The following is a 20,548-nucleotide window of genomic DNA, read 5'->3' on the forward strand; positions in this document are numbered from 1 at the left end:
ACACTAGAGTCGCGCCAAGGGGCCGCAAGGAGAATCAGATTGGGGCGAGAGCGCGAGGACGAAGGCTAACCGGCAGCCTGCATCGGATATTCGGGCGCCAGATTGACGTGACTGGAAGCGATTACTTCGTGCACAATCTTGCCCAGCTCGGCGGCCTCGTACGGCTTCGCGATCACGCCGCGGAACCCGTAATCCTGATAACGGCTCATGGTCGCGTCCATCGCGTAACCGCTGGAGACGATCGCGTTCACCGTCGGGTCGATCTCGATTAGTTTCTTGAGTGCTTCCTTACCGCCCATGCCTCCCGGCAGGGTGAGGTCGAGGATAACGGCATCGAAACGTTCGCCTTGTTCGAGTTTCTGGCGATAAATATCGACGCCTTCGAGGGCGCTTTCGGCCTGGGTAACGACGTATCCGAGGCGTTCGAGGGTAAACTCGACCAGGGCGCGAATCGCTTCTTCGTCATCGACGATCAGAATGCGGCCAGTGCCGGAGATGACCTGGTTGAGCTGCCGCGGCGGTTCGACCGGTATCTCGTGATGGCGGAGAGCGGGGAGATAAAGGGTAAAGGTGGATCCGTAGTGGACCTTCGAATCAACACAGATCAGGCCGTTGTGGTTCTTGATGATTGAATAGGTGGTGGCGAGACCGAGACCGTTGCCCTTGGGCTTGGTCGTGAAGTAGGGGTCGAAGATGCGCTTGAGACAATCTTCGGGAATGCCAACCCCTTCGTCGCGGATGGCGATGCGGATGTAATCTCCCGGCAGCAGATCGGGAATGGCGGGGGTGGTATCTGAATCGTAACTGAAGTTGTCGCAGCTTACGCGCAGCGTTCCACCGTTGGGCATGGCCTGGTCGGCGTTGACCACGAGGTTCGCCACGACCTGGCTGATCTGGCCCGGATCGATTTCGGCCGGCCAGAGGTCGGCGCCGAAGAGAAATTCGCTCCGGCTGTGCGTGCCGCGCAACGAGAAGCTGACGGTATCCTGAATGAGCTTGCCGATCGACGCGGTCTTCTTGATGGGCGCGCCGCCGCGGGCAAAAGTGAGGAGCTGCTGGGCGAGATCGCGGGCTCGCATCGAGGCGTTCTTCGCGTCATTCAACCGGGTGGTCATCTCGTCATCTGGCGGCAGCAGGAGCGACGCAAGCGAGATGTTTCCGATGATCGCCGTGAGCAGGTTATTGAAATCGTGCGCAATCCCGCCGGCGAGCAAGCCGAGCTGTTCCAGGGTCTCGGCTTTGCGTCGCTCGGCTTCGTTGCGCTGACGTTCGGTGATGTCGCGAAATACAAGCACCACACCGGCCACTTCGTTCTTGCTGTCGCGAATAGGGGAGGCGACCTGCTCGATGACGTGTTCCCTGCCTTTGCGCGAACGCAAAGTGGCGTTTTCCGGCATGCTGAGAAGAATGGAGTGCGCTTCGTTCCGGGAGCCCGTCTTCTGCGCCCGCGCCTGCGCCGCCAGATCGATGGCGATGTTGTAAACCGATTTGAGAGGTTGCCCGATCGCTTCTTTCGAAGACCAGCCGGTGAGGTTTTCACCGGCGTTGTTGATCATGATAATCTTGCCCTGGACGTCGGTGGTGATGACGCCGTCCTCGATCGAACGCAGAGTCACCGCCAGGCTTTCCTTGTCGGCCGCGATTTCCTGCTCGAAGCGCCGCCGCTCCGTTACGTCGCGCACCATCGCAACAAAAAGCTGTTGCTTGTCGACGATCATCTCACTGAGGGAAATTTCGATTGGGAAGGTGGCGTGACGGCGGGTGCGCCCGACGGCCATGGTGGTGCTGCCGGTGCGCTTGGCGAGATCGTCCCAGGCACAGGTGACCGGTTCGGGTTGGGCGCCGTAGCTCTTGGGCACCAGCTTGGTGAACTTGTGGCCCACCATTTCGTTGTTGATGCAGCCGAACATTTTCTCGGCCGACGGATTCATCGAACAGATGATGCCCTGAGCATCGACGGTGATCATGCCGTCCAGAATGTTTTCGATGATCGAGCGAATGCGGGTCTCGACGCCCTCCAGTTTCGCCAATTGGCGCCGGACCAGAACGAAGCTGTAGCTATTCGACACGACCAGCAGGCCTACCGCGAAGATGCAGAGCAGCGCCAGTCCCGTCGTCTTGATAATGCGATCGCGACTAGTCGTGCTCGACCTCGACTCATAAACGTTGGCCTCATTCGTCTGAAATCGCTTCAGCATCTCGCGAATGTCCGTCATGAGCGCTTCGCCATTGTTTTTCGCTACCGCCGTGACGAGGTCCTTGCCGGTCCGTTTCGCTTCCATTTCCGGGCCCGCGGCTGTCTCGGTCCAGCGTTCGATGCCTTTCTTGATTTCGTTCAGGGAATTCGCCTGCTCAGGCGAATTCGCCACCAGGATGGAAAGATACCCATGATAGGTGTAGAAATCCGCGGTCGCTCGGCGGTAGCCCTCAGCAAAAGTACTGTTACCGGTGAGGAGGTAGCCCCTCTTTTCTTTCTGCATTTCAATCACGGACCGCTCAAGCTTCGTCAGGAAATCAAGGATCTGGGTCGACTGCGCCGCCCATTCCTGCTCACGCATGCGCTCGTTCAGAACAATTTGTTCTTCGTTTTGGAGCAGTTGCAGAATCTCCCGCGCCTGGTTGACCAGGCCGTTTCCAAGCGGATCGGCTGAATCGGCCGTGGGCTCGGCGAGGTTCGCGTTCCCTTTGGTCTGCCGCGCCGTCATTTGCGGCAGGGCGACCATCTCCAGCCATTTCTGGACGATCTCCTGAATCTTCATTACCCGCTTTCGCTGGCGCGGACTGTCGAGGATCAGTTGGGTCAGGTCTTCGACCTGGTGCTTAATCAGCTCGCGTCGACGTTCGAACGGCTCCAGGTAGGAAGCGTCTCCCGTGAGCAGGTACCCACGATGACCCGTTTCCAGGGCAGCAATGTCATTCTCGATCACGCTGCTCAGTCGCATCACTTCAAGGGTGTGCGCGCGAAGCGTTTCCTGATGGTGATTCCGCAGGGTAACGAAAAGAAAAAGTCCGGCGAGGAACGTGATGACAACGATGCCGACCGCAGTGCCGGAAAGCAGCTTAAAGTGAAAATGTTTCGGGCTAAAAAGCCAGGCGAGACTGTTGCCGAAAACTCCTCGACGTGCCTTTTTTGGGAGCGGTGCGTCGGAGTCAGTCATTATAAAATCCACAAAAGCAAATACTCTGCCAGCCCTCGTGCGGTTGCCTGGGAATGCCGGCGGTGCTGAGGTGAATAGCAGGGTTAGTACCGAACGCGGATAAGAAATAGCCCGGCTGCCGGCGCCGCGTTTCGACCCCGGCCACTTACCCGCCGCGGGGCCTTCAAACGGGTCTTGATTTCATCGGGAAAAGCTTCGCCCAACCCTACCCGGGCCAGGGTGCCGACCATCATCCGAACCATCTTGTAAAGAAAGCCGTCACCCTCCAGCTCAACTGTGATACACGAGCCGGCGCGCCGGACGCGAGCACTGCGAATGATGCGAACAGTATCGGTCTCCGGCGTTCCCCGGTTGGCTGCGAAAGAGGCGAAGTCGTGTTTGCCACAAAAAGCCTCCGCGGCGGCCGCCATTGCTTCGGTGTCGAGAGGGTTTCTGATGTGCCAGGCCCGCCCGTTTTCCAGCGGCGGCAAGACGTCCGCGTTCCAGATGCGATAGCGATATGTTTTTCCTTTCGCGGAAAACCGGGCGTGAAAAGAATCGGGAACGAATCGGCACCGCATGATTCGAATCGTGGGCGGAAGGACGCCGTTCAAGGCGGAAACCCAGCGCTCGGTCGGATAACGGCGAGCAGGGAGATCGACATGGGCGCACTGGGCCAGCGCATGAACGCCCGCATCGGTTCGCCCCGCTCCGTGGACCCGCACCGGCTGGGAACAGATCAACCGGAAAGCTGCTTCGAGACGGTCCTGGATCCCCTGGCCGGAGGCCTGGCTTTGCCATCCCGCGAAAGGCGCGCCGTCATAGGCGATAATCAACTTGAGCCTCGAGGGCATCTAATCTTGCTGCGCCGCGCCCGGCCCGTCCTGGGCTTCGAGACCGCGCGCCGCTTGTAACCCATCGAGGTAGCCTTGGAGGATCATTTGCGCCGCTACCTGGTCGATAACGCCTCGGGAATTGCGCGCGGTTTTTCCGCTTTCACGAAGCGCGCGGCTCGCGGCCAGTGTGGTCATGCGCTCGTCCCAGGTCACCACCTCGCAGGAAACGCGGGCGCGCAATTTGTCGGCGAACGCCAGGGCTTCGGCCGCGCCCGAGCCCACCGTTCCGTTCATGTGCCGGGGCAACCCGATGACGACGCGTTCCGCGTTTTTTTCCTTTACGATCTCGGCGATTCGCCCGGCCGCATCGCCTCGCGCGGGAATTGTCTCCACCGGGTGCGCCAGCATTCCGAGCTCGTCGGAAACAGCGACGCCGATCCGCGCGTCTCCCAGATCGATTCCGAGGATTCGTCTCCGAATCGAGAACGCGCTCATTGCAACTCCTCCGGGATCTTCCCGAGCAGGTTCTTGATCTTTTCCGCCTGGTGACGATGGCAGATCAGGATCGCGTCTTCCGTTCGAACCACGATCAGATTGTGGACGCCGAGGAGCGCGATCCGGGTGCCATCGGGGTTGAACACGATATTGTTCGTCGAATCCATGGAGGTGATTTCGCAATTGGCCGCGTTTCCCTCGGCATCGCTTTTGAAGTATTTCGCGACTGCTCGCCAGCTCCCCACGTCGTCCCAGTCGAAGCCCGCTTCCACCATCAGAACGCGGTCGGCCTTTTCCATGACCGCATAATCGAACGAAATCCGCGGCAGTTTCCCAAAGCGCTCGCGGATGGTTTTTTGGAAATTATCCGGCGCGCGGAGCTGCGAAATGAAGCTGGCCAGCTCCGGCGTGTGGCGATTGAACTCGCTCAGGACGGACGGCACCGACCAGACAAACATGCCGGCGTTCCAGCGAAAATTTCCTTTGCGCAGAAAGGATTCGGCCAGATCGGGATTCGGCTTTTCGCGAAAGCGGACCACGCGATGCACGTCGCTTTCAGCTCCCACACTGCGCAGGCGGACCGCTTCCCCTTGCTCGATGTAGCCATAACCCGGGCAAGCCCAGGTCGGCTTGATCCCAATCGTAACGAGAGCACCGGTTTCTTCCGCTGCCGCAGAGGCCACAGTCAGAGTCTTTTGAAAGGCGGCCGTGTCCTCGATCACGTGGTCGGCCGGCAGCACGATCATGGTCGCCGAATGGTCCCGGCTGGCAACCCATCCCGCACCGAGCGCAACCGCCGCCGCGGTGTCGCGCTTGGCCGGTTCCGCAACGATGTTCTCCTTCGGCAATTTTGGCAGCAGCTCGCGCACAGCGGCTTCCTGTTCGACGTTTGTCAGGATAAGGAGGTGCTCCAGACCCACCAGTCCCTCAAGACGCGCCACCGTTTGCTCCAGCAGGGTCTGGCCCGTGACGAGACGCAACAATTGCTTCGGACGCGCCCGGCGGCTCAAGGGCCAGAAACGTTCGCCGCTTCCTCCGGCTAGGATGAGTGCATAGATCGCGGCGGACATGATGGTTTTGTGCAAACGCAGCCGCCGGCTACTCGATCGCGCGGACGGCAAGATTTCCCGTTTCCTTTTCCGAAACGAGACGTATAAGGGTATGCGATGTCTCTCTCGATATCCATTCCAAAAACTGGAGAGCAGGTTCCACTCGATGGATTGCTCACCCTCGCTCGGACTGCCTTTGGACTCGGAGTCGGGATGCTGGTGGCCGATAAAGTCCGCCGGCCCTTCCGCCAGGCGACGGCCATTGCCCTGGTTTCCGTCGGCGCCCTCGCCGCGGTTCCCGTGCTGGTAAAGATCGCGCTGGAGAGAATTAACCGGCCGGAATCGGAACGCGGCAGTCGCAACCGCTTGCAATCGATCCGGGACGATTCCGGTTACCGTTCGGACACCGACGCCTATTGAGCCGGGCCGACTCCGGCCCTTGATTCCATCGTCTGCGCGGCGTAAGCCTTCCGCGGTCATGTCTAAGACACCCATTCCGCCGCCTGAAGGACTCCGGGAACGCTGCGCCGCCATCGCCCGCGAGGAAAGCGTTCTCCGCGAAGGGGGAGGCAAAGCTGGCCAGGACCGCCAGCATAAATTGGGTCGCCTGGTCGCACGCGAGCGCATCAGCCAGTTGCTCGATAAGGATTCGACTCTTTTCGAGATTGGCCTCTGGGCGGCTTACAAAATGTATTCCCAGTGGGGAAATATTCCCGCGGCCGGCGCTGTCGCGGGGATCGGCAACATTGCCGGCGTTCCCTGCATGATCGTCGCAAACGACGCCACGGTGAAAGCCGGCGCGTTCTTTCCCGCCACCTGCAAAAAGTTGATTCGCGCTCAACGCATCGCCTTTGAATGCGCTCTGCCACTGGTTTATCTCGTCGATTCCGCCGGCGTTTTTCTCCCGATGCAGGATGAAATTTTCCCGGACGAAGACGACTTCGGGCGAATTTTCCGCAACAACTCCGTGATTTCCGCGGCCGGTCTTCCGCAATTCGCCGCCATCATGGGGAACTGCGTCGCGGGAGGCGCCTATCTGCCCGTGCTCTGCGACAAGATCCTGATGACGGAAGGAAGCGGCCTGTATCTCGCGGGTCCGTCGCTGGTCAAAGCGGCCATCGGGCAAGTCGTCGATGCCGAGGAACTGGGCGGCGCCAGGATGCACGCCGAAATCAGCGGCACCGTCGATTTTTACGAGAAGGACGACCCGTCGTGCTTGCAGCGCCTGCGTTCGCTGATCGGTCTGCTCCCGGAAGCCCAGGCGGCGGCGCAAGCGCCGAAGACGCCGGCCTATTCGCCGGCAAAAAAACCGGAGGCCGTTTATGAATTGATGAGCCTCGACGGCCAGAGACCTTACGACACGCGCGACCTCCTCGCGTCAGTCATCGACGCCGAATCGCTGGATGAATACAAAGCGGACTACGGGAAGACGCTTGTCACCGCCTACGCGCGGATCGACGGCCGTCCCGTCGGCATCGTGGCCAGCCAGCGACTCCAGGCGCGCACGAAAACGGAAGGAATCCAGATGGGCGGCGTCATCTACGCCGACAGCGCGGACAAGGCGGCGCGATTTATCATGGATTGCAACCAGACGGGCTTGCCCATCATTTTTTTCCAGGATGTCACCGGCTTCATGGTGGGCCGCGATGCCGAACAGAGTGGGATCATCCGGAGCGGCGCGAAGCTGGTGAACGCGGTGAGCAATTCGACTGTTCCGAAGATCACCGTGGTTGTGGGCGGTTCGTTCGGCGCGGGCAACTACGCCCTCTGCGGCAAAGCTTACGATCCGCGTTTCATCCTGGCCTGGCCGAATTCACGTTACGCGGTCATGGGCGCGGCCCAGGCTTCCGATACCGTCTTCAGCATCCTGGCCCGGGCCAGCGATCGCGGAGACAAGAAATCGACGCCGGAAGAACTGGAGGCATTGCGCGCGACCGTTAAGAAATCTTACGAAGAACAGACCGATATTCGTTATGGCGCCGCTCGGGGCTGGGTGGACGCGATTATTCAGCCGCACGAAACCCGGCACGTCCTGGCGCGTCTTCTTTCGTACGTCTCGCGCCCCATGCCGAAGGCGCGCTTCCACACCGGCGTCGTCCAGGTTTAGGGGTAGGAACAGCGCGCTGCGCTGTCCGCCGTGTGGTCGCATGGCCCGCATGGTGCAGCGGACGCCGCAGCGCGGCGTCCCTACCAGGGCGAACCCTAACGATCGGCCGAGAATTCGTCGCTGATCGCGGCGTTCATCCGCAAAACCGGCGTCAGTGAATCCCGGATTGGCAGACTGACCCCACGTTGCTCCAGAGCGCGAACGACCTCTTCAGTCGGAATATTCCCGACCAGATCATCCTGGGCAAAGGGACAACCGCCCAAGCCTCCAAGAGCCGAGTCGAATCGCCGGCAACCGGCATCGTAGGCGGCCAGAACTTTCGCGCCCGCGCCGGCGCGCGTGCTGTGAAGATGGACGCCGATCTCGGCTTGCGCGCAGTCCCGCAGAACGCTTCCCAGCACGCCCGCGACGAGTGCCGGTTCCGCCGCGCCCACCGTGTCCGCGAGCGAAATCTCTGCGATCCCCAGCCCGGCGATCGCCTTGGCGGCCTCGATAACCTTTTCTTCGCTCCACGGATCATCGTAAGGATTTCCGAAGCCCATTGAAATGTACGCCACCACTTTCAGACCTCCTTCATCCGCCATTTTTTTGATCTGTTTCAAGACTTCGAAATTCTCGTCCAACGATTGATTTTGGTTCCGGCGCAGAAATGTCTTCGAAATTGAACAGGGAAACCCGAGGGTGCTGACGGAGCCGGTGGCGAGAGCGCGACCGGCTCCCTTTTCGTTGACGACGATGCCGATAATTTCCACGCCGTCGGGCAGTCGGCCGAGCTGACTCAGGACCTCCTCACTGTCAGCCATCTGCGGAACTGCCCGGGGCGAAACAAAGCTGACCGCGTCGAGGTGGCGGAACCCGGCCGCCATGACGGCGCGCAGATATTCGGCCTTTCGCGCAGCGGGAATCTGGCGAGGAAGCCCCTGCCAGGCGTCCCGCGGACATTCGATGAGCTTGACTGATTCCATCATCACGGATGTTACTGAGAGAAGAAGGTTAAACCATGTCTGTCGTTCTCGTCGAAAAACAAAGTCCGCAAATCGGCATCATCACTTTAAACCGGCCAGAGCGCCGGAACGCGCTCACGATAGAATTGATGACCGAATTGACCGCGGCTATCGAAACCGCGGGAGCGGATCCGAGCCAGCGGATCATTATCCTTCGCGGAGCAGGGAAGGCGTTCTGCACGGGCCTGGATTTGGAAGAGGCTGCGTTGACGGATCGAGCCCATGCTTCCGCGGAAATGGTCGGGCGAATGTTGCTGGCCCTGGCCAACACCCGGCTCGTTACGATCGCGACCGTCCACGGCGCGGCGGTTGCCGGAGGAGCGGGGATCATGTCCGCCTGCGATTTTGTCATCGCGGCCGAACGAACCAAGATCGGGTATCCCGAAGTAAGGCGCGGTCTGGTGCCGGGCTTGGTCATGACGTTTCTGCGGCGGCAACTGCGCGAGCGCGACATCCGCGAGCTGGTTCTGGCCTCGGAACTGATTGAAGCGGAACGCGCGCGCGAGATCGGTCTCGTTAACCGCGTCGTGCCGGCCGCAGAACTGGCCAACGAAGCCCGCGCGGTCGCCTCGTCAGTCTTGCAGGGCGCGCCCGGCGCCATCGCAAATTCAAAGCGGTTGATCGAAGAAATCTGGTCTTCGGCGGTCAAAGAAGACATCGATGTCGCTCTGCGTTACCACCTCGAAGCCCGGGAGTCGCCCGAAGCGAAGGAAGGAATCGCCGCTTTCCGCGAAAAACGCCCGCCGAACTGGGTCTAGCTGCGCCGCCTGCAGAATGCTTCTAGCGCCCCGAACTACGCAACGCCGCCTCTGATTGCGATCGGGCTTGCTCGATTTCCGGCGTGAGTATCCCGCGAGTGACCGACAGAAATTCCTGAAAAGCCGCCCGCGCTTCCTGCGGGTGTCCCAATTCCTGGTTCAACAACCCCATCCGGTAAAAGATCAGGCGCGATTCTGGCAGGGTTTCCGAGTGTCCCTGCGCCCGCACGGCGTTCAGCTCATTCAGCGCGTCATTCTTGCGGCCCCCTTGATACAGAATGACCGCCAGCTTTTCGGTTAATGCGGCGATGTACTGCGGCAAACGCCGGCGCGCTTCCCCAATTGCCGCGGCGGCTTCATCCAGTTTGTTCTGCTGGGAAAGCGAAACCGCGAGACGTTCGTAGGCTTGGTACATCGTGTACGCATTTACTTCCGCCGTCTGCTTGGCCGTCACCCCGCGTAAATCGCGTTCGGCTTCAGCGAATCGCTGGAGATCAATCAAGGTCGTGGCGCGCGACACGATGGTTGCGTCCATGGGGCGGATCGCGATCGACTTGTCGAAAGCCGCGACCGAATCCGCCAGCTTTTTGGCTTCCTGCAACTTGACCCCGTACTGCTGGTAATTGAAGGCCGAGTTTGGATCGGAGCGCACGCCCCATTCCCAGAGAGCCAGATTCGCCGTCCACGCCTGATTATATCTGAGGGTTTGCGCGCCGAGCGGCACCGCGACGACGACCGCGAAAACGAAAATCAACATCGGTCCGCGCTTCGCGGCTTCGCCTGCCACGCGCTCGAGCAAGGAGGCGAGGACGGGAATTACAAGCATCAAGAAACCAAGCAGGGGAAGATAGAGATAGCGGTCGTGCACCAACTGTTCAGGATGGAACGCCGCGATGTACATGGCTGGGAGAAGCGGCACCAAAAGCAGGGCCAACCCGATTCTCGCGATTCTGGTTCGCCCGGCCATTCGGACCATCCACCACCCGGCCACGGCCGAGACGACGAGCGGCACGACAAAATTGAGCAGTCCAAGGCTGGTGACCGCGCGCAATGGATAGGAGGGCCCGATCCAATACGGAGCGATCATCTGTCGCAGATAGAAAGCGAACACGGCCGGGACGCTGAGGATGGTTTCACCCAGGCTCGCGCCGCCTTCCGGTAATTGCTGCGCGGTCCCCAGGATCAATTGTCGGATGACAAGGTAAACGAGGGCGAGCGCCGCAAACGGCCAGGCAATCGAGATCGCCGGGCTCCACGGAATTTCTTTCTCTCCCTGCTCGCGTCCGCCGCGCGGCAGCACAAGGACAACGAGCGGAAACAGAATCGCGACCTCCTTGGCGCCAAGCGCCACCGCATAGAGCCCAATGGCCGCAGCCCATCGGAACGGAGTCGCTTTCTCACTCAGCAGAAGAACAAACCAAATCGAACCGAGCAGCGCCGCCGCCAGGATCAGATCCGGTGTTCCCGAAATCCATGCGACCGATTCGGTATGGACCGGATGGACGGCAAAGATCAGCGCGATGCCGCCCGCGATTGGCCGCGAAACATCCAGGCGCCGCAAGAGCGCGAAGAGCAGCGCGACGACTCCGACATGCAACAGGATGTTGGTTAGGTGCCAGCCAAAAGGCGCGAGTCCAAAGCACCGAAAATTAATAATCATCCAAAGGACATAGGAGGGCCGCCAATAGTTGCTGGCCGCCTGGTCGCCTCCCTTGAACGCCCACACGTCGGAGGTGAGGGCCCGCCAAAACTGCGAGCCATCCTGGATTAGCGTGTTGCGCACGATCTGGCGCAAATCGTCATAAACGAATTCGCCGTTCAGCGTGTTCGCGTAAATCAGGAAACCAAGCACCAGAGCCGGGAGCAGCCACCACAGCTCGGTCCCCAGGCTGCGCGGTTCCCGCGGCGCCGAGGCCACCTTGATACTTTTCTCCCAGCGCTGAGCTGCCCGCCTGGCTTTATTCTTTTTCGCCACGTCTTGGTCCCGGTCTCAGTAGTCCGCCGTCTCAAAGGTGATTCCAGCCGTCAAACATTCCGGGCAGAGCCGGTGGTCCGGATTCTCCGCTTCCGCTTCGGCCGACAAAATAAATAATTTGTGACAGGGATCGTGCAGGCAATTGACGAACCGGCTGCTCATTCGCCCGGAGTGTGCGCATTGGCCGATCTGAATCAATCCTTCTTCGACGCGCACCGTCATTCGCTGGTCGAACACGAAACATTCACCCTGCCAATGGTCGTTCCCGAATTGTTCCTGGTAGGCCGCGATCCCGCCGTGGAGTTGAAAGACGCTGTTGAATCCTGCTCGCTTGAAAAGGGTGGAAGCTTTTTCGCAGCGAATCCCACCTGTGCAATACATCAGGACGGTTTTGTCCTTCAAACCCTCCAACCGATTCACGTAGCCAGGCAGCTCACGGAAATGTTCGATGTCGCATGCGATCGCGTTCGCAAATCGTCCCGCCGCTGATTCAAATCGATTGCGAATGTCGAGCAGCACAGTGTCGGGGTTTTCTTCCATCATCCGTTTCCACTCCGCTGGGCTCAGGTGATTTTCTCGGTCGGGCGGAAGCGGGCCCGCGTTTAGGGTCACGATCTCCGGCCGCACTTTCACCACCAGCTTTGGGAAGGTCCCGGCGTCGCCCGCGCTGACTTTGATCTCGATGTCGCTAAAACGCGCGTCTGTCTTGAGAGCCGCGACGTATTGATTGATTCCGTCGGCCGGCCCCGCCAGCGTCCCGTTGATTCCCTCGGTCGCGATGATGATCCGGCCCTTCAGCCCGAGGGAAGCGCAGAGCGTCCGTTGCTGGCTAGCCAGGACCTCCGGGTCCCGGACTTCGACGAACTGATAGAAGAGAATGACTGGATACATTTGGGGTCGTTGCAGGGAATGATCTCGCACAAAGTCCACGAAGGACACAAAGGGATTTTAGAATTTAGATCACGTTGTGGCCTTCGTGCCCTTCGCGTGAGCTTTCCGAAGCGTTTATTTGGAGGGCGGAGCTCCGGCGACGCCGGGCTCGCTAGAGCAACGTCAGCTGTGAATCCGGCACCTCAACGCTGGCAAATCGCACTCCGAGTCCGATCAGCCGCACACTTTTCCTGGTCCGCGCAAACGCCTCCGCCAGCAAGATCTGAAATTGGTCCAACGTCGGTGGGAGACCGGCGCGCTCAATCGTCGTCCGGGTAAAATCGTGAAACTTAAGTTTCACGAATATCTTCGTCACGGCGCGGCTCGATTCCTTTTGGTCGAGGTCGGCCATCAGTTCTTCGAACAATTCCGGCAGCTTCTCCTCGCACTCGGTCAGCGTTTCGAGATCGGTCGAGAACGTTTCCTCGTTGCTGAGCGACTTCCGTTCGCGGTCCGGCTCGACGGGTCGGTCATCGATCCCCCGGCAGAGATCGTAGAGTTCTATCCCAAATTTCCCGAAATGCTCCTGCAACGCGACTCGGGAAAGGCGTTGCATGTCCCCGCAGGTCGCGATCCCGAGTTTATCGAGTTTTTGCTCGGTGACCTCGCCGATTCCCCACAGCTTGCGGACCGGCAACTTCGCCATGAAGGCCGGCACCTCCTCCGGCTTCACTTCCACCTGGCCATTCGGCTTTTTCAGGTCGCTCGCAATTTTCGCCACGAGCTTGTTCGGCCCGATCCCGGCTGACGCCGTCAGTTTCGTTTTGCGAAAGATCAGGCCGCGAATGACCTGAGCCAGCGGGCCCGGAGCGCCCGGGTGCGCCGTCACGTCGAGGTAGGCTTCGTCGAGCGAGAGCGGTTCGACGAGCGGCGTGAAGCGATACAGGATTTCGCGAATCGCGGCCGATTCTTTCCGGTAAACGTCGAACCGGGTCGGGAGAATGATGAGGTTGGGGCAGCGTTGCAACGCCATGAACGTGGGCATCGCCGAACGCACCCCGAACTTCCGCGCCTCATAGTTGCAGGTGGTCAGCACTCCGCGCCGGTCGCGCGCGCCGCCGACTCCGACCGGCTTTCCTCTCAAGGCCGGTTGGTCGCGCACCTCGATCGCCGCGTAAAAGCAATCCATGTCGAGATGGATGATCTCGCGGGGAGTTTTGTCTGGCGCCACGCTGGATATGTTGCCTCAAGGAGCGGCGGTTTGAAACCGCCGTCTTGGGTAGGGACGGCGCGCTGCGCCGTCCGCCAGCGTAATCAAGATTCGCTCATTAGCGGACGCCGCAGCGCTGCGTTCCTACCCAAAAGGTCACGCTCCTTGAAAAAATTCACGGCTCCGTGATGTATCCTCATGAAGTTCACCTACTACGGCCATGCCTGCTTCTCCGTCCAGGCGGGCGGAAAGATTCTCCTTTTCGATCCGTTTATTTCTCCAAACCCGCTCGCGAAGAAAATCGATCTCGACAAGGTCGGCGCCGATTTCATCCTGGTGTCGCACGGGCACGGCGATCATGTCGCGGATGTCGTGGCGGTAGCGAATCGGACGGGCGCAACGGTGATCGCTCCTTACGAAGTGGGCAGCTGGTTCGAAGGGAAAGGCGTGAAGAATGTCCAGGCGATGAATCACGGTGGCGCGGCGAAAACCGGCTTTGGCCGGGTCAAGCTGACCAGCGCCATTCACAGCAGCTCGATGCCGGACGGGTCCTACGGGGGCAACCCCTGTGGCTTCGTGGTCGAATCCAGCGACGGAAATTTTTATTACTCCGGCGACACCGCGCTGACCTGTGACATGCGGCTTATTGGCGAATCGACCAGGCTACGTTTCGCGGTATTCCCGATTGGCGATTTCTTTACCATGGGAATCGATGACGCGTTGCGCGCCGCCGATTTCACCGGCGTTTCGAAATTCGTCGGCGTGCATTATGACACTTTCCCGCCGATCAAGATCGACCACGAAGCGGCCCGGGCCGCGGCCCAATCCGCCGGGAAAGAATTGCTCCTGCCTGCCATCGGCGAGACGATCGACATTTAGGCCGTCAAAAAGCAAAGACGGCGGCGATCTCAACAATCGCCGCCGCCCCTTTCCGTCAACCCAATCCTATTACGATTCCTTCAGCGCTTCGCGCATTTCCTGGCGTGCCTTGCGCATGTCTTCCCGCGCCTTTTTTATCGCGTCGAACTTTTGCTGCTGCACCGGCGTCAACAGCGGGCGAATCTGCGCCTGGGTGTTGTCCCGAATCGCTTTTACCTTATCCATCCCTTCCTTGCGGGCCGCGATGATCTGCGGCTTCGCCTGATCAAGAATGGGCTGGATTTTCGCCTGCTGATCCGGGGTCAGATCCAGCGCCTTGGTCATCCGTTCCATCGAGTTGCCCCATTTGTGATGGCGGTGGTTCTGCCAGTCCTGACGTTTCGAATCGGGACCTTTCCCGTCCTGCGCACCGGCGATTGAAATTGTGGCCAGCAGGGCGAGGCAAGTGGCCGTGAGAGTCATCTGTCTTAGTTTCATTTTTGTTCTTTCTAACTGTGAGGAGATAACCCGGAAGAGTTGGCGAAGTTGCGTTCTTCTGTAAAAAAATTCGACCGTTGCCGTTTCTTCTCCGCTCGGGAGAGCCTGGTTGAAGCGTCCCGCGGTCAGCGCCGGGTATGCGGATTCGGCAATTCCAGGCGAGCCACGATCGTCTGTGTGCCATCACTCAATTCAATGCGCCCATCGCCAATTTTCAGCACTCTCAGGGTAAGGGCCACCGAGGCCGTGGGGGTATGCAGAGTGAGCAACGCCCCTTCGCTTACCTGCTGATTGTTGATGATCGCCAGGCGGGGATGACCTAACGAAATCGCGGTCACGTGAATCAAATCGGCGTGCACCTGGACCAGGATCGGCGCCGGGCTCGCCTCCGGATGCTGAGAAGAAGAGACGCTATGGGTCGCGGCGGGCACAAGCTTACGCTGCGCTTCCCCATCCTGAGCGGCTACCCGGTGCCGGCTATAAAGAATGCCCACCGTCGAAAACGCCACTGCCCCGATGAGAAGGCCAAAAAGAATGGCTCGACCGTTCCCCGAAAAAAACGAGGCGTGGTGAGGAGAAAATTCTCGGTTTGAGGGCGCGCTCCGCGCGATCTCTTGCCTGGATTCTGGGACCAGAGAAGTCAGCAACCGCGGCGTGGGGGTCTCCTTGGGAAGGATACGCATGACTCCTGGACAAGCATCGCTTGTTCCATGGGTGCAGTCATCTCTCTGTCTCGGCCAGGAAGAACTGCTGCAACTCCGAGTGGGGTGTTGCCTTCGCGAAGCCATCGAAGCCTCCCGTTCTTGCCAATTCCGCCGCGGCCGAAATAAAGCCACCCCACGCGGCGCGCGCGAGGCCGGAGCCAACGCTCACCCGCCGCACCCCCAGCGCGGCGCAATCATCCATCGTCAGCCCCATCGGTCCGCTCACCAGAACATTGACCGGCTTCGGCGCCAAGGCTTTCACGACCGCAGAAATCTGTTCGCGCGTCCGGAGGCCCGGCGCGTAAAGGCAGTCGGCCCCCGCCTCCGCGTAGGCCGTCAGACGACGGATGGCTTCGTCGATCTTGGCCTGGCCAACGAGAAAACATTCCGCGCGGCCCACCAGCATTACTCCGCTATCGCCGATTGCTTCCCGCGCGGCCCGGATGCGTTCCACTGCGTGGCCGATTTCGTAAAGCGGCTTCTCTTTCTTCCCGGTCGAATCCTCGATCGACAAACCGGCGACGCCGGTTTCCACCCCAAGCCGGACATTCGCGAAAACTCCGTCCGGCTCATCTGCATAGCCATTCTCGAAGTCGGCATTCACCGGAATCTGAGTCGCTTCGACCAATTCGCGGATGTGCTCGATCATCATGTCGCGCGGCACGCCGTTATCCGGCAGCCCCCGCGAGAATGCGAAGCCTGCCGAACTCGTCGCGATCGCCTTGAATCCGAGGTGCTGGAGATAAAGCGCGCTCCCGATGTCCCACGGATTCGGAAGGGCGAAACAGCCGCTTTGATGCAGCTCTCGAAACGCTCGTCGACGCTCGGTGATGCTCGGCACGGGACGATTCTACCGTATCTCGATCCGTGGACTCAAGGATCTCGCTCCCAAAGTCCGTTCCGGCTCCCCGGCGTGGTCTTCTCGAGCGCCGGAGGCGCGGAGGAATAAAGCCCGGAGTGAGCAAAGCGAACTCCGGGAACGCCGGCAACGAACAGGCAAACCCCTGCAAGGGGTGACGGAATTTCTAAAATCGCCGCGACGTCACCTGTGCCTCCGATCCGCCGCCCCGTTCCCGGGGCTGGTTTTGTTGAAACAAAGGCCCCGGAGTTCCGCTGCGCTGAACTCCGGGCTTTATTCCGGCGTCCCTCCGGGACTGGGCCGCTCGCCGGGGCAAAGCAAGGAGCTTACAGAAGAGCAATGGCTCGTCGCGGAATCCCAATTAGATCCCGCAATTCTTACCGCTGGATCCGGCGCTGATAATTTAACGTCGTTTCCTGATGGAGAAACCCCGCCGTGAGCTGGAATTTGTCATTCCCAATTGTGCCGAGGATGTAGGATGAAAAATCTTCCCGGCCATATTTGCCGGCGATTTCCCGTAGAGAAACCCCATTTCGCCGCCGTAATAAAAGTCTTCGATCAGCGCCGGAGGCGCGAAGGAATTAGAGCCCGGAGTGAGCCCAGCGAACTCCGGGACTACACGGCAAACAAATGGAAAAACCCCTGCAAGGGGTGACGGAGCCCCGGCGTGGTCACGTGCGCCGAGTTTCGATCCGCCGCCCCTTTCGGGGCTGGTTGAATGGTGAATTCGGCCCCGGAGTTCCGCTTCGCTCCACTCCGAGCTTTACTCCGGCGTCCCTCCGGGACTGGGCCGCTCGCCGGGGCAAAGCAAGGCGCTTACAGAAGAGCAATGGCTCGTCGCGCAATCCCAATTAGATCCCGCAATTCTTACCGCTGGATGATCCGACGCGGCTGGTAATTTAACGTCGTTTCCTGGTGCAGGAAACCCGCCGTGAGCTGGAATTTGTCATTCCCGATCGTGCCGAGGATGTAGGATGAAAAATCTTCCCGGCCATATTTGCCGGTCGATTTCCCGTAGAGGAAACCGATTTCGCCGCCGTAATAAAAACGGCTCGGGGCCGTCAGTTCGACAATGTTGTCGACTGGATTCTTGTCGTTCAGCGTTCTCGGCGCGGAGTAGCTCAGCTTTTCGGACGGATCGAAGGGAGGGAGATAATTCTCCGATGGCCGCATGGATCCGAAGGCGGTCGAGAAAAGAAAACGGTCGCGATTTTCCAGGGAGATCCACGGCGACTGGGTATAATCCAGCGCGCTCCCGCCCAGAAGGAGTCGCTCCGGTCCCGACAGCTGCTGAGCGCCGACAGGGAGGCAAAACCCGAGAAATCCCGCCACCGCGAAAAGAACGCGCTTCGTCATGGCCGGAAATTCAACCCGAAAAAGGCCCCGACGCCAGTGAAATCTTGCCGTTTCTGCCGAGAACGTGCTTAAGGCTGTTTCTTCTGATCTGGAACATCCAACTCCTTTACGATATCGATAAGTTTTCGAATAACACTCGTGCGCTCAGTCACCACGAGCGTATTGCTCTTTGGGTCCGCCAAAGATTGGGTCCAAGCCTGGGGAGGAGAAAGATACTGTCCGAAAAGCTGTCCCGTCTCCACGGCATCCCGATGCTTGAACCTGAAGATGAATGAGACAAGGCGCTCATGGGCCGGCAAAGCTTTGGCGTCTCTAATAACTGGAATGCCGATCGTGCGTGGGCTCCTGCCGAATCCGGTGATTTCGACAATATCGGCATCAATTTGTGTAATCGCGTATCCGTTTGAAAAGAGGGTGCGTTCAATAATTTCCACTGCCTTCTCCGATGGGAATTTGGAGATGTCGTCCAGACAGATCTTCCCTTCCACGAAATTGTCTTTGATGATCTTCCAGTGAGTAAGCGAAGCGTATTGCGCAAGGACGTCAGAAACGACCACGAGAGGCTGGCAAGGATTCGAAGTGTCCCGAGGCACTCGTCGCTCGATTGTTGACACGGCCGGAGGCGGCGGGCGATCGATCGGCGGCTTCGCCGCGGAAGGCCCTCGCTCGGGGGATGGCGTTTGACCGAATGCCGAAACCGATAATAGGGCTATGGCCGTAAGCGCCTTTCGCGCACGGCGTATCCCGAATCGATAATAAGGTCCGCGATTGCATCGATAAAAAGGCAAACGAGTGCCGGCCCGGGTTTGCTCACATCGTACACGGAACTTCATCGTGCAGGGAAAATCGGGGAGTCCAAGAGTTCTTCCAAACTACGGTGATTGTGTTCGCTTTCAAGGCGATGAGCTTGAGAGTGAAGTCCGGGCCCGGTGGTTCTCACCTTGTCACGAAGTTTGGATTGACCGGGCGAGGGCGCCCCGGTCAACTGTGTCGCGGATGTTCAGACGTATCTTGAAATGGACGCTGCGGATCGTGGCGCTGCTAATCCTCGTGGCGGCCATCTTTTTGGTCAATCTGATCTGGTTCCGTCCGTGGAGCTTGAACCTCTTTTACCAAAAGGTATTCGCGCAGGTGCTTTTCGAAGAGCCGGAGCTCCTCTCGTCGCTCGGCTTGGTCGAACAGTTCGGAATTACCAGCCACAATGGCAAACTCGGCGACGCCTCGCCGGCGCATCAGCAACGCTATTTCGATCGCGCGAAACAGAACCTGGCCGATCTCCGCGCTTATTCGATCGATCGCCAGACGCCGTCGCAGCGGCTTTCCACTCACATTCTCGATTGGTACATCAGCCGCGAGCTCGAGGGCGAAAAGTATCAGTGGCACAATTACCCGGTGAACCAGCTTTTCGGTGTCCAGAGCGAGTTCCCCTCATTCATGGCCGGCCAGCATCGGCTCCTCGCCCCGCGGGATTGCGAGTATTACCTCCAGCGGCTCGGCGCCGTCGGGACGAAGTTCGATCAATTGCTGGAAAGCCTGAAGGCGCGCGAACAAAGGCAGATTCTGCCGCCGCGTTTTGTGGTCGAGAAGGTCCTCGCCGAGATGAGCAGTTTCGTGGCCCAACCGGCCGCGCAAAATATTCTCGCCACTTCCTTCAGGGAGCGCGCCGCCAAGATCAAAGAACTGACTGACGCGCAGCGCGCCGATTTTCAAACGCGAGTGGAAACGGCGGTGACCAATCAGGTTTACCCGGCTTACAAAAAGTTGATCGATTATTTCAATAGCGTTCTGCCGAAGACCACCACGGACGATGGCGTCTGGAAGCTGCCGGATGGCGATGCGTTTTATGCTTACGCCCTGCGCAAGAACACCACCACGACGCTGAAACCCGACGAGGTCCACGATCTCGGCCTGCGCGAAGTGGCGCGAATCGAAGAGGAGATGCGCGCCATTCTCGATGCGAACGGGTTTGCCGGCCGCCCGATTGGCCAGGCGATCGACGAGCTCACCAAAGATCCGAAGTCTCATTTCCCGAACGACGACCAGGGCCGCCAGGATGCGCTGGCCGAGTATACGCGCCTGATCTCCGACGCGATCGAACGGTCGAAACTCTTATTCCTGACCGTGCCGAAGGCGAAGGTGGAAGTGCGCCGCGTGCCGGAATTCAAACAAGCGACCTCTCCCGGCGCCTATTATCAGGGGGCGGCGATGGACGGCACGCGCCCCGGTGTTTTCTACGCGAACCTGCGCGATTTGAGCGAAATCCCGAAATGGTCGATGCCGACCCTAGCTTACCACGAAGGCGTTCCCGGACATCATTGGCAAATCGCGACAGCGCAGGAATTGAAGGGGCTGCCGCAGTTCCGGAAACTCATTCCGTTCACGGCCTACCAGGAAGGCTGGGCGCTTTACACCGAGTGGCTCGCCAAGGAGGCGGGCTGGTACGAGGGAAACCCATTCGGCGATCTTGGGCGGCTGCAGGCGGAACTTTTCCGCGCGGTCCGGCTGGTAGTGGACACGGGGATTCACGCGAAGCGCTGGCCGCGGCAGCAGGCGATCGATTACATGCGCGAGAAGACCGGCATGGGCGAAAAGGAAGTGACCGCCGAGATCGAGCGCTACATCGTAAATCCGGGCCAGGCGTGCGCCTACAAAGTGGGCATGCTCAAAATCCAGGAATTACGAAAGCGCGCGCAAACGGAGCTCGGAGCGAAGTTCGACCAGCGCCAGTTCCATGATGTGGTCTTGAAGAACGGCGCGTTGCCGCTCGAAATTCTCGAGGAGCAGATCAGCAATTACATCCAGCGGACGAAGTAGCTTCTCCAAGACTTCGGC

The 20,548-nt window shown here is 59.6% G+C and carries 18 protein-coding genes; 5 read left to right on the forward strand and 13 right to left on the reverse strand.

The features are described from left to right. Window positions 1-65 precede the first annotated feature (65 nt). The 4 genes from VJU77_10975 to VJU77_10990 all read right to left on the reverse strand — a co-directional run bounded on the left by VJU77_10975 (window position 66) and on the right by VJU77_10990 (window position 5,538). Entirely contained in the window at window positions 66-3,158 is a 3,093-nt protein-coding gene (locus tag VJU77_10975; protein ID HKP03866.1) for a CHASE3 domain-containing protein, read from the reverse strand. An 83-nt stretch (window positions 3,159-3,241) separates the two neighbouring features. Continuing rightward, window positions 3,242-3,991, reverse strand: a complete 750-nt coding sequence (gene truA / locus VJU77_10980) for a tRNA pseudouridine(38-40) synthase TruA (GenBank protein ID HKP03867.1) — start codon at window positions 3,989-3,991, stop codon at window positions 3,242-3,244. Beyond that, window positions 3,992-4,468 (reverse strand): Holliday junction resolvase RuvX, encoded by a 477-nt coding sequence (gene ruvX / locus VJU77_10985; GenBank protein ID HKP03868.1) that lies wholly within the window; start codon window positions 4,466-4,468, stop codon window positions 3,992-3,994. After that, on the reverse strand, window positions 4,465-5,538 hold the full coding sequence (locus tag VJU77_10990; protein ID HKP03869.1) for a sugar phosphate nucleotidyltransferase: 1,074 nt from the start codon (window positions 5,536-5,538) through the stop codon (window positions 4,465-4,467). The genes ruvX and VJU77_10990 overlap by 4 nt, the downstream gene beginning before the upstream one ends. Before the next feature lie 96 nt (window positions 5,539-5,634). Here VJU77_10990 and VJU77_10995 point away from each other — a divergent pair, with 96 nt between their 5' ends. Beyond that, entirely contained in the window at window positions 5,635-5,937 is a 303-nt protein-coding gene (locus VJU77_10995; protein HKP03870.1) for a hypothetical protein, read from the forward strand. Window positions 5,938-5,995: 58 nt separating this feature from the next. After that, window positions 5,996-7,624: an acyl-CoA carboxylase subunit beta gene (locus VJU77_11000; protein HKP03871.1), complete on the forward strand. Its 1,629-nt coding sequence runs from the start codon at window positions 5,996-5,998 to the stop codon at window positions 7,622-7,624. Between the two features lie 95 nt (window positions 7,625-7,719). Here VJU77_11000 and VJU77_11005 read toward each other — a convergent pair whose 3' ends face one another. Then, window positions 7,720-8,592, reverse strand: a complete 873-nt coding sequence (locus VJU77_11005; protein ID HKP03872.1) for a hydroxymethylglutaryl-CoA lyase — start codon at window positions 8,590-8,592, stop codon at window positions 7,720-7,722. Window positions 8,593-8,624: 32 nt separating this feature from the next. On the opposite strand from VJU77_11005, the gene VJU77_11010 reads away from it, so the two are divergent. Continuing rightward, on the forward strand, window positions 8,625-9,386 hold the full coding sequence (locus tag VJU77_11010) for an enoyl-CoA hydratase-related protein (protein ID HKP03873.1): 762 nt from the start codon (window positions 8,625-8,627) through the stop codon (window positions 9,384-9,386). A 22-nt stretch (window positions 9,387-9,408) separates the two neighbouring features. On the opposite strand, the gene VJU77_11015 is transcribed toward VJU77_11010, so the two are convergent. The 3 genes from VJU77_11015 to dinB all read right to left on the reverse strand — a co-directional run bounded on the left by VJU77_11015 (window position 9,409) and on the right by dinB (window position 13,462). Next, window positions 9,409-11,361, reverse strand: coding sequence for a tetratricopeptide repeat protein (locus VJU77_11015; GenBank protein HKP03874.1), 1,953 nt, complete (start codon window positions 11,359-11,361; stop codon window positions 9,409-9,411). Between the two features lie 15 nt (window positions 11,362-11,376). Beyond that, window positions 11,377-12,252, reverse strand: a complete 876-nt coding sequence (locus tag VJU77_11020) for a rhodanese-related sulfurtransferase (protein HKP03875.1) — start codon at window positions 12,250-12,252, stop codon at window positions 11,377-11,379. Window positions 12,253-12,403: 151 nt separating this feature from the next. Then, window positions 12,404-13,462 (reverse strand): DNA polymerase IV, encoded by a 1,059-nt coding sequence (gene dinB, locus VJU77_11025; GenBank protein ID HKP03876.1) that lies wholly within the window; start codon window positions 13,460-13,462, stop codon window positions 12,404-12,406. A 177-nt stretch (window positions 13,463-13,639) separates the two neighbouring features. Here dinB and VJU77_11030 point away from each other — a divergent pair, with 177 nt between their 5' ends. After that, window positions 13,640-14,320: a metal-dependent hydrolase gene (locus VJU77_11030; protein HKP03877.1), complete on the forward strand. Its 681-nt coding sequence runs from the start codon at window positions 13,640-13,642 to the stop codon at window positions 14,318-14,320. Between the two features lie 69 nt (window positions 14,321-14,389). Here VJU77_11030 and VJU77_11035 read toward each other — a convergent pair whose 3' ends face one another. From VJU77_11035 to VJU77_11055, 5 genes are all read right to left on the reverse strand, one after another. Next, entirely contained in the window at window positions 14,390-14,797 is a 408-nt protein-coding gene (locus tag VJU77_11035) for a hypothetical protein (protein ID HKP03878.1), read from the reverse strand. Window positions 14,798-14,922: 125 nt separating this feature from the next. Beyond that, window positions 14,923-15,480, reverse strand: a complete 558-nt coding sequence (locus VJU77_11040) for a hypothetical protein (GenBank protein HKP03879.1) — start codon at window positions 15,478-15,480, stop codon at window positions 14,923-14,925. 37 nt (window positions 15,481-15,517) lie between these two features. Beyond that, a complete protein-coding gene (locus VJU77_11045) occupies window positions 15,518-16,342 on the reverse strand; it encodes an isocitrate lyase/phosphoenolpyruvate mutase family protein (GenBank protein ID HKP03880.1) in 825 nt (274 codons plus the stop codon). Window positions 16,343-17,227: 885 nt separating this feature from the next. Next, window positions 17,228-17,716, reverse strand: a complete 489-nt coding sequence (locus tag VJU77_11050) for a hypothetical protein (GenBank protein ID HKP03881.1) — start codon at window positions 17,714-17,716, stop codon at window positions 17,228-17,230. A 68-nt stretch (window positions 17,717-17,784) separates the two neighbouring features. Further along, window positions 17,785-18,273: a secretin N-terminal domain-containing protein gene (locus VJU77_11055; protein HKP03882.1), complete on the reverse strand. Its 489-nt coding sequence runs from the start codon at window positions 18,271-18,273 to the stop codon at window positions 17,785-17,787. Between the two features lie 439 nt (window positions 18,274-18,712). On the opposite strand from VJU77_11055, the gene VJU77_11060 reads away from it, so the two are divergent. Then, window positions 18,713-20,530 carry a DUF885 domain-containing protein gene (locus tag VJU77_11060; GenBank protein ID HKP03883.1) on the forward strand — a complete coding sequence of 606 codons (1,818 nt, stop codon included), beginning with the start codon at window positions 18,713-18,715 and terminating at the stop codon, window positions 20,528-20,530. The last annotated feature ends 18 nt before the right edge of the window (window positions 20,531-20,548 follow it).

This window comes from Chthoniobacterales bacterium (assembly GCA_035274845.1).
In the GTDB taxonomy this organism is placed as follows: domain Bacteria; phylum Verrucomicrobiota; class Verrucomicrobiia; order Chthoniobacterales; family UBA10450; genus AV80.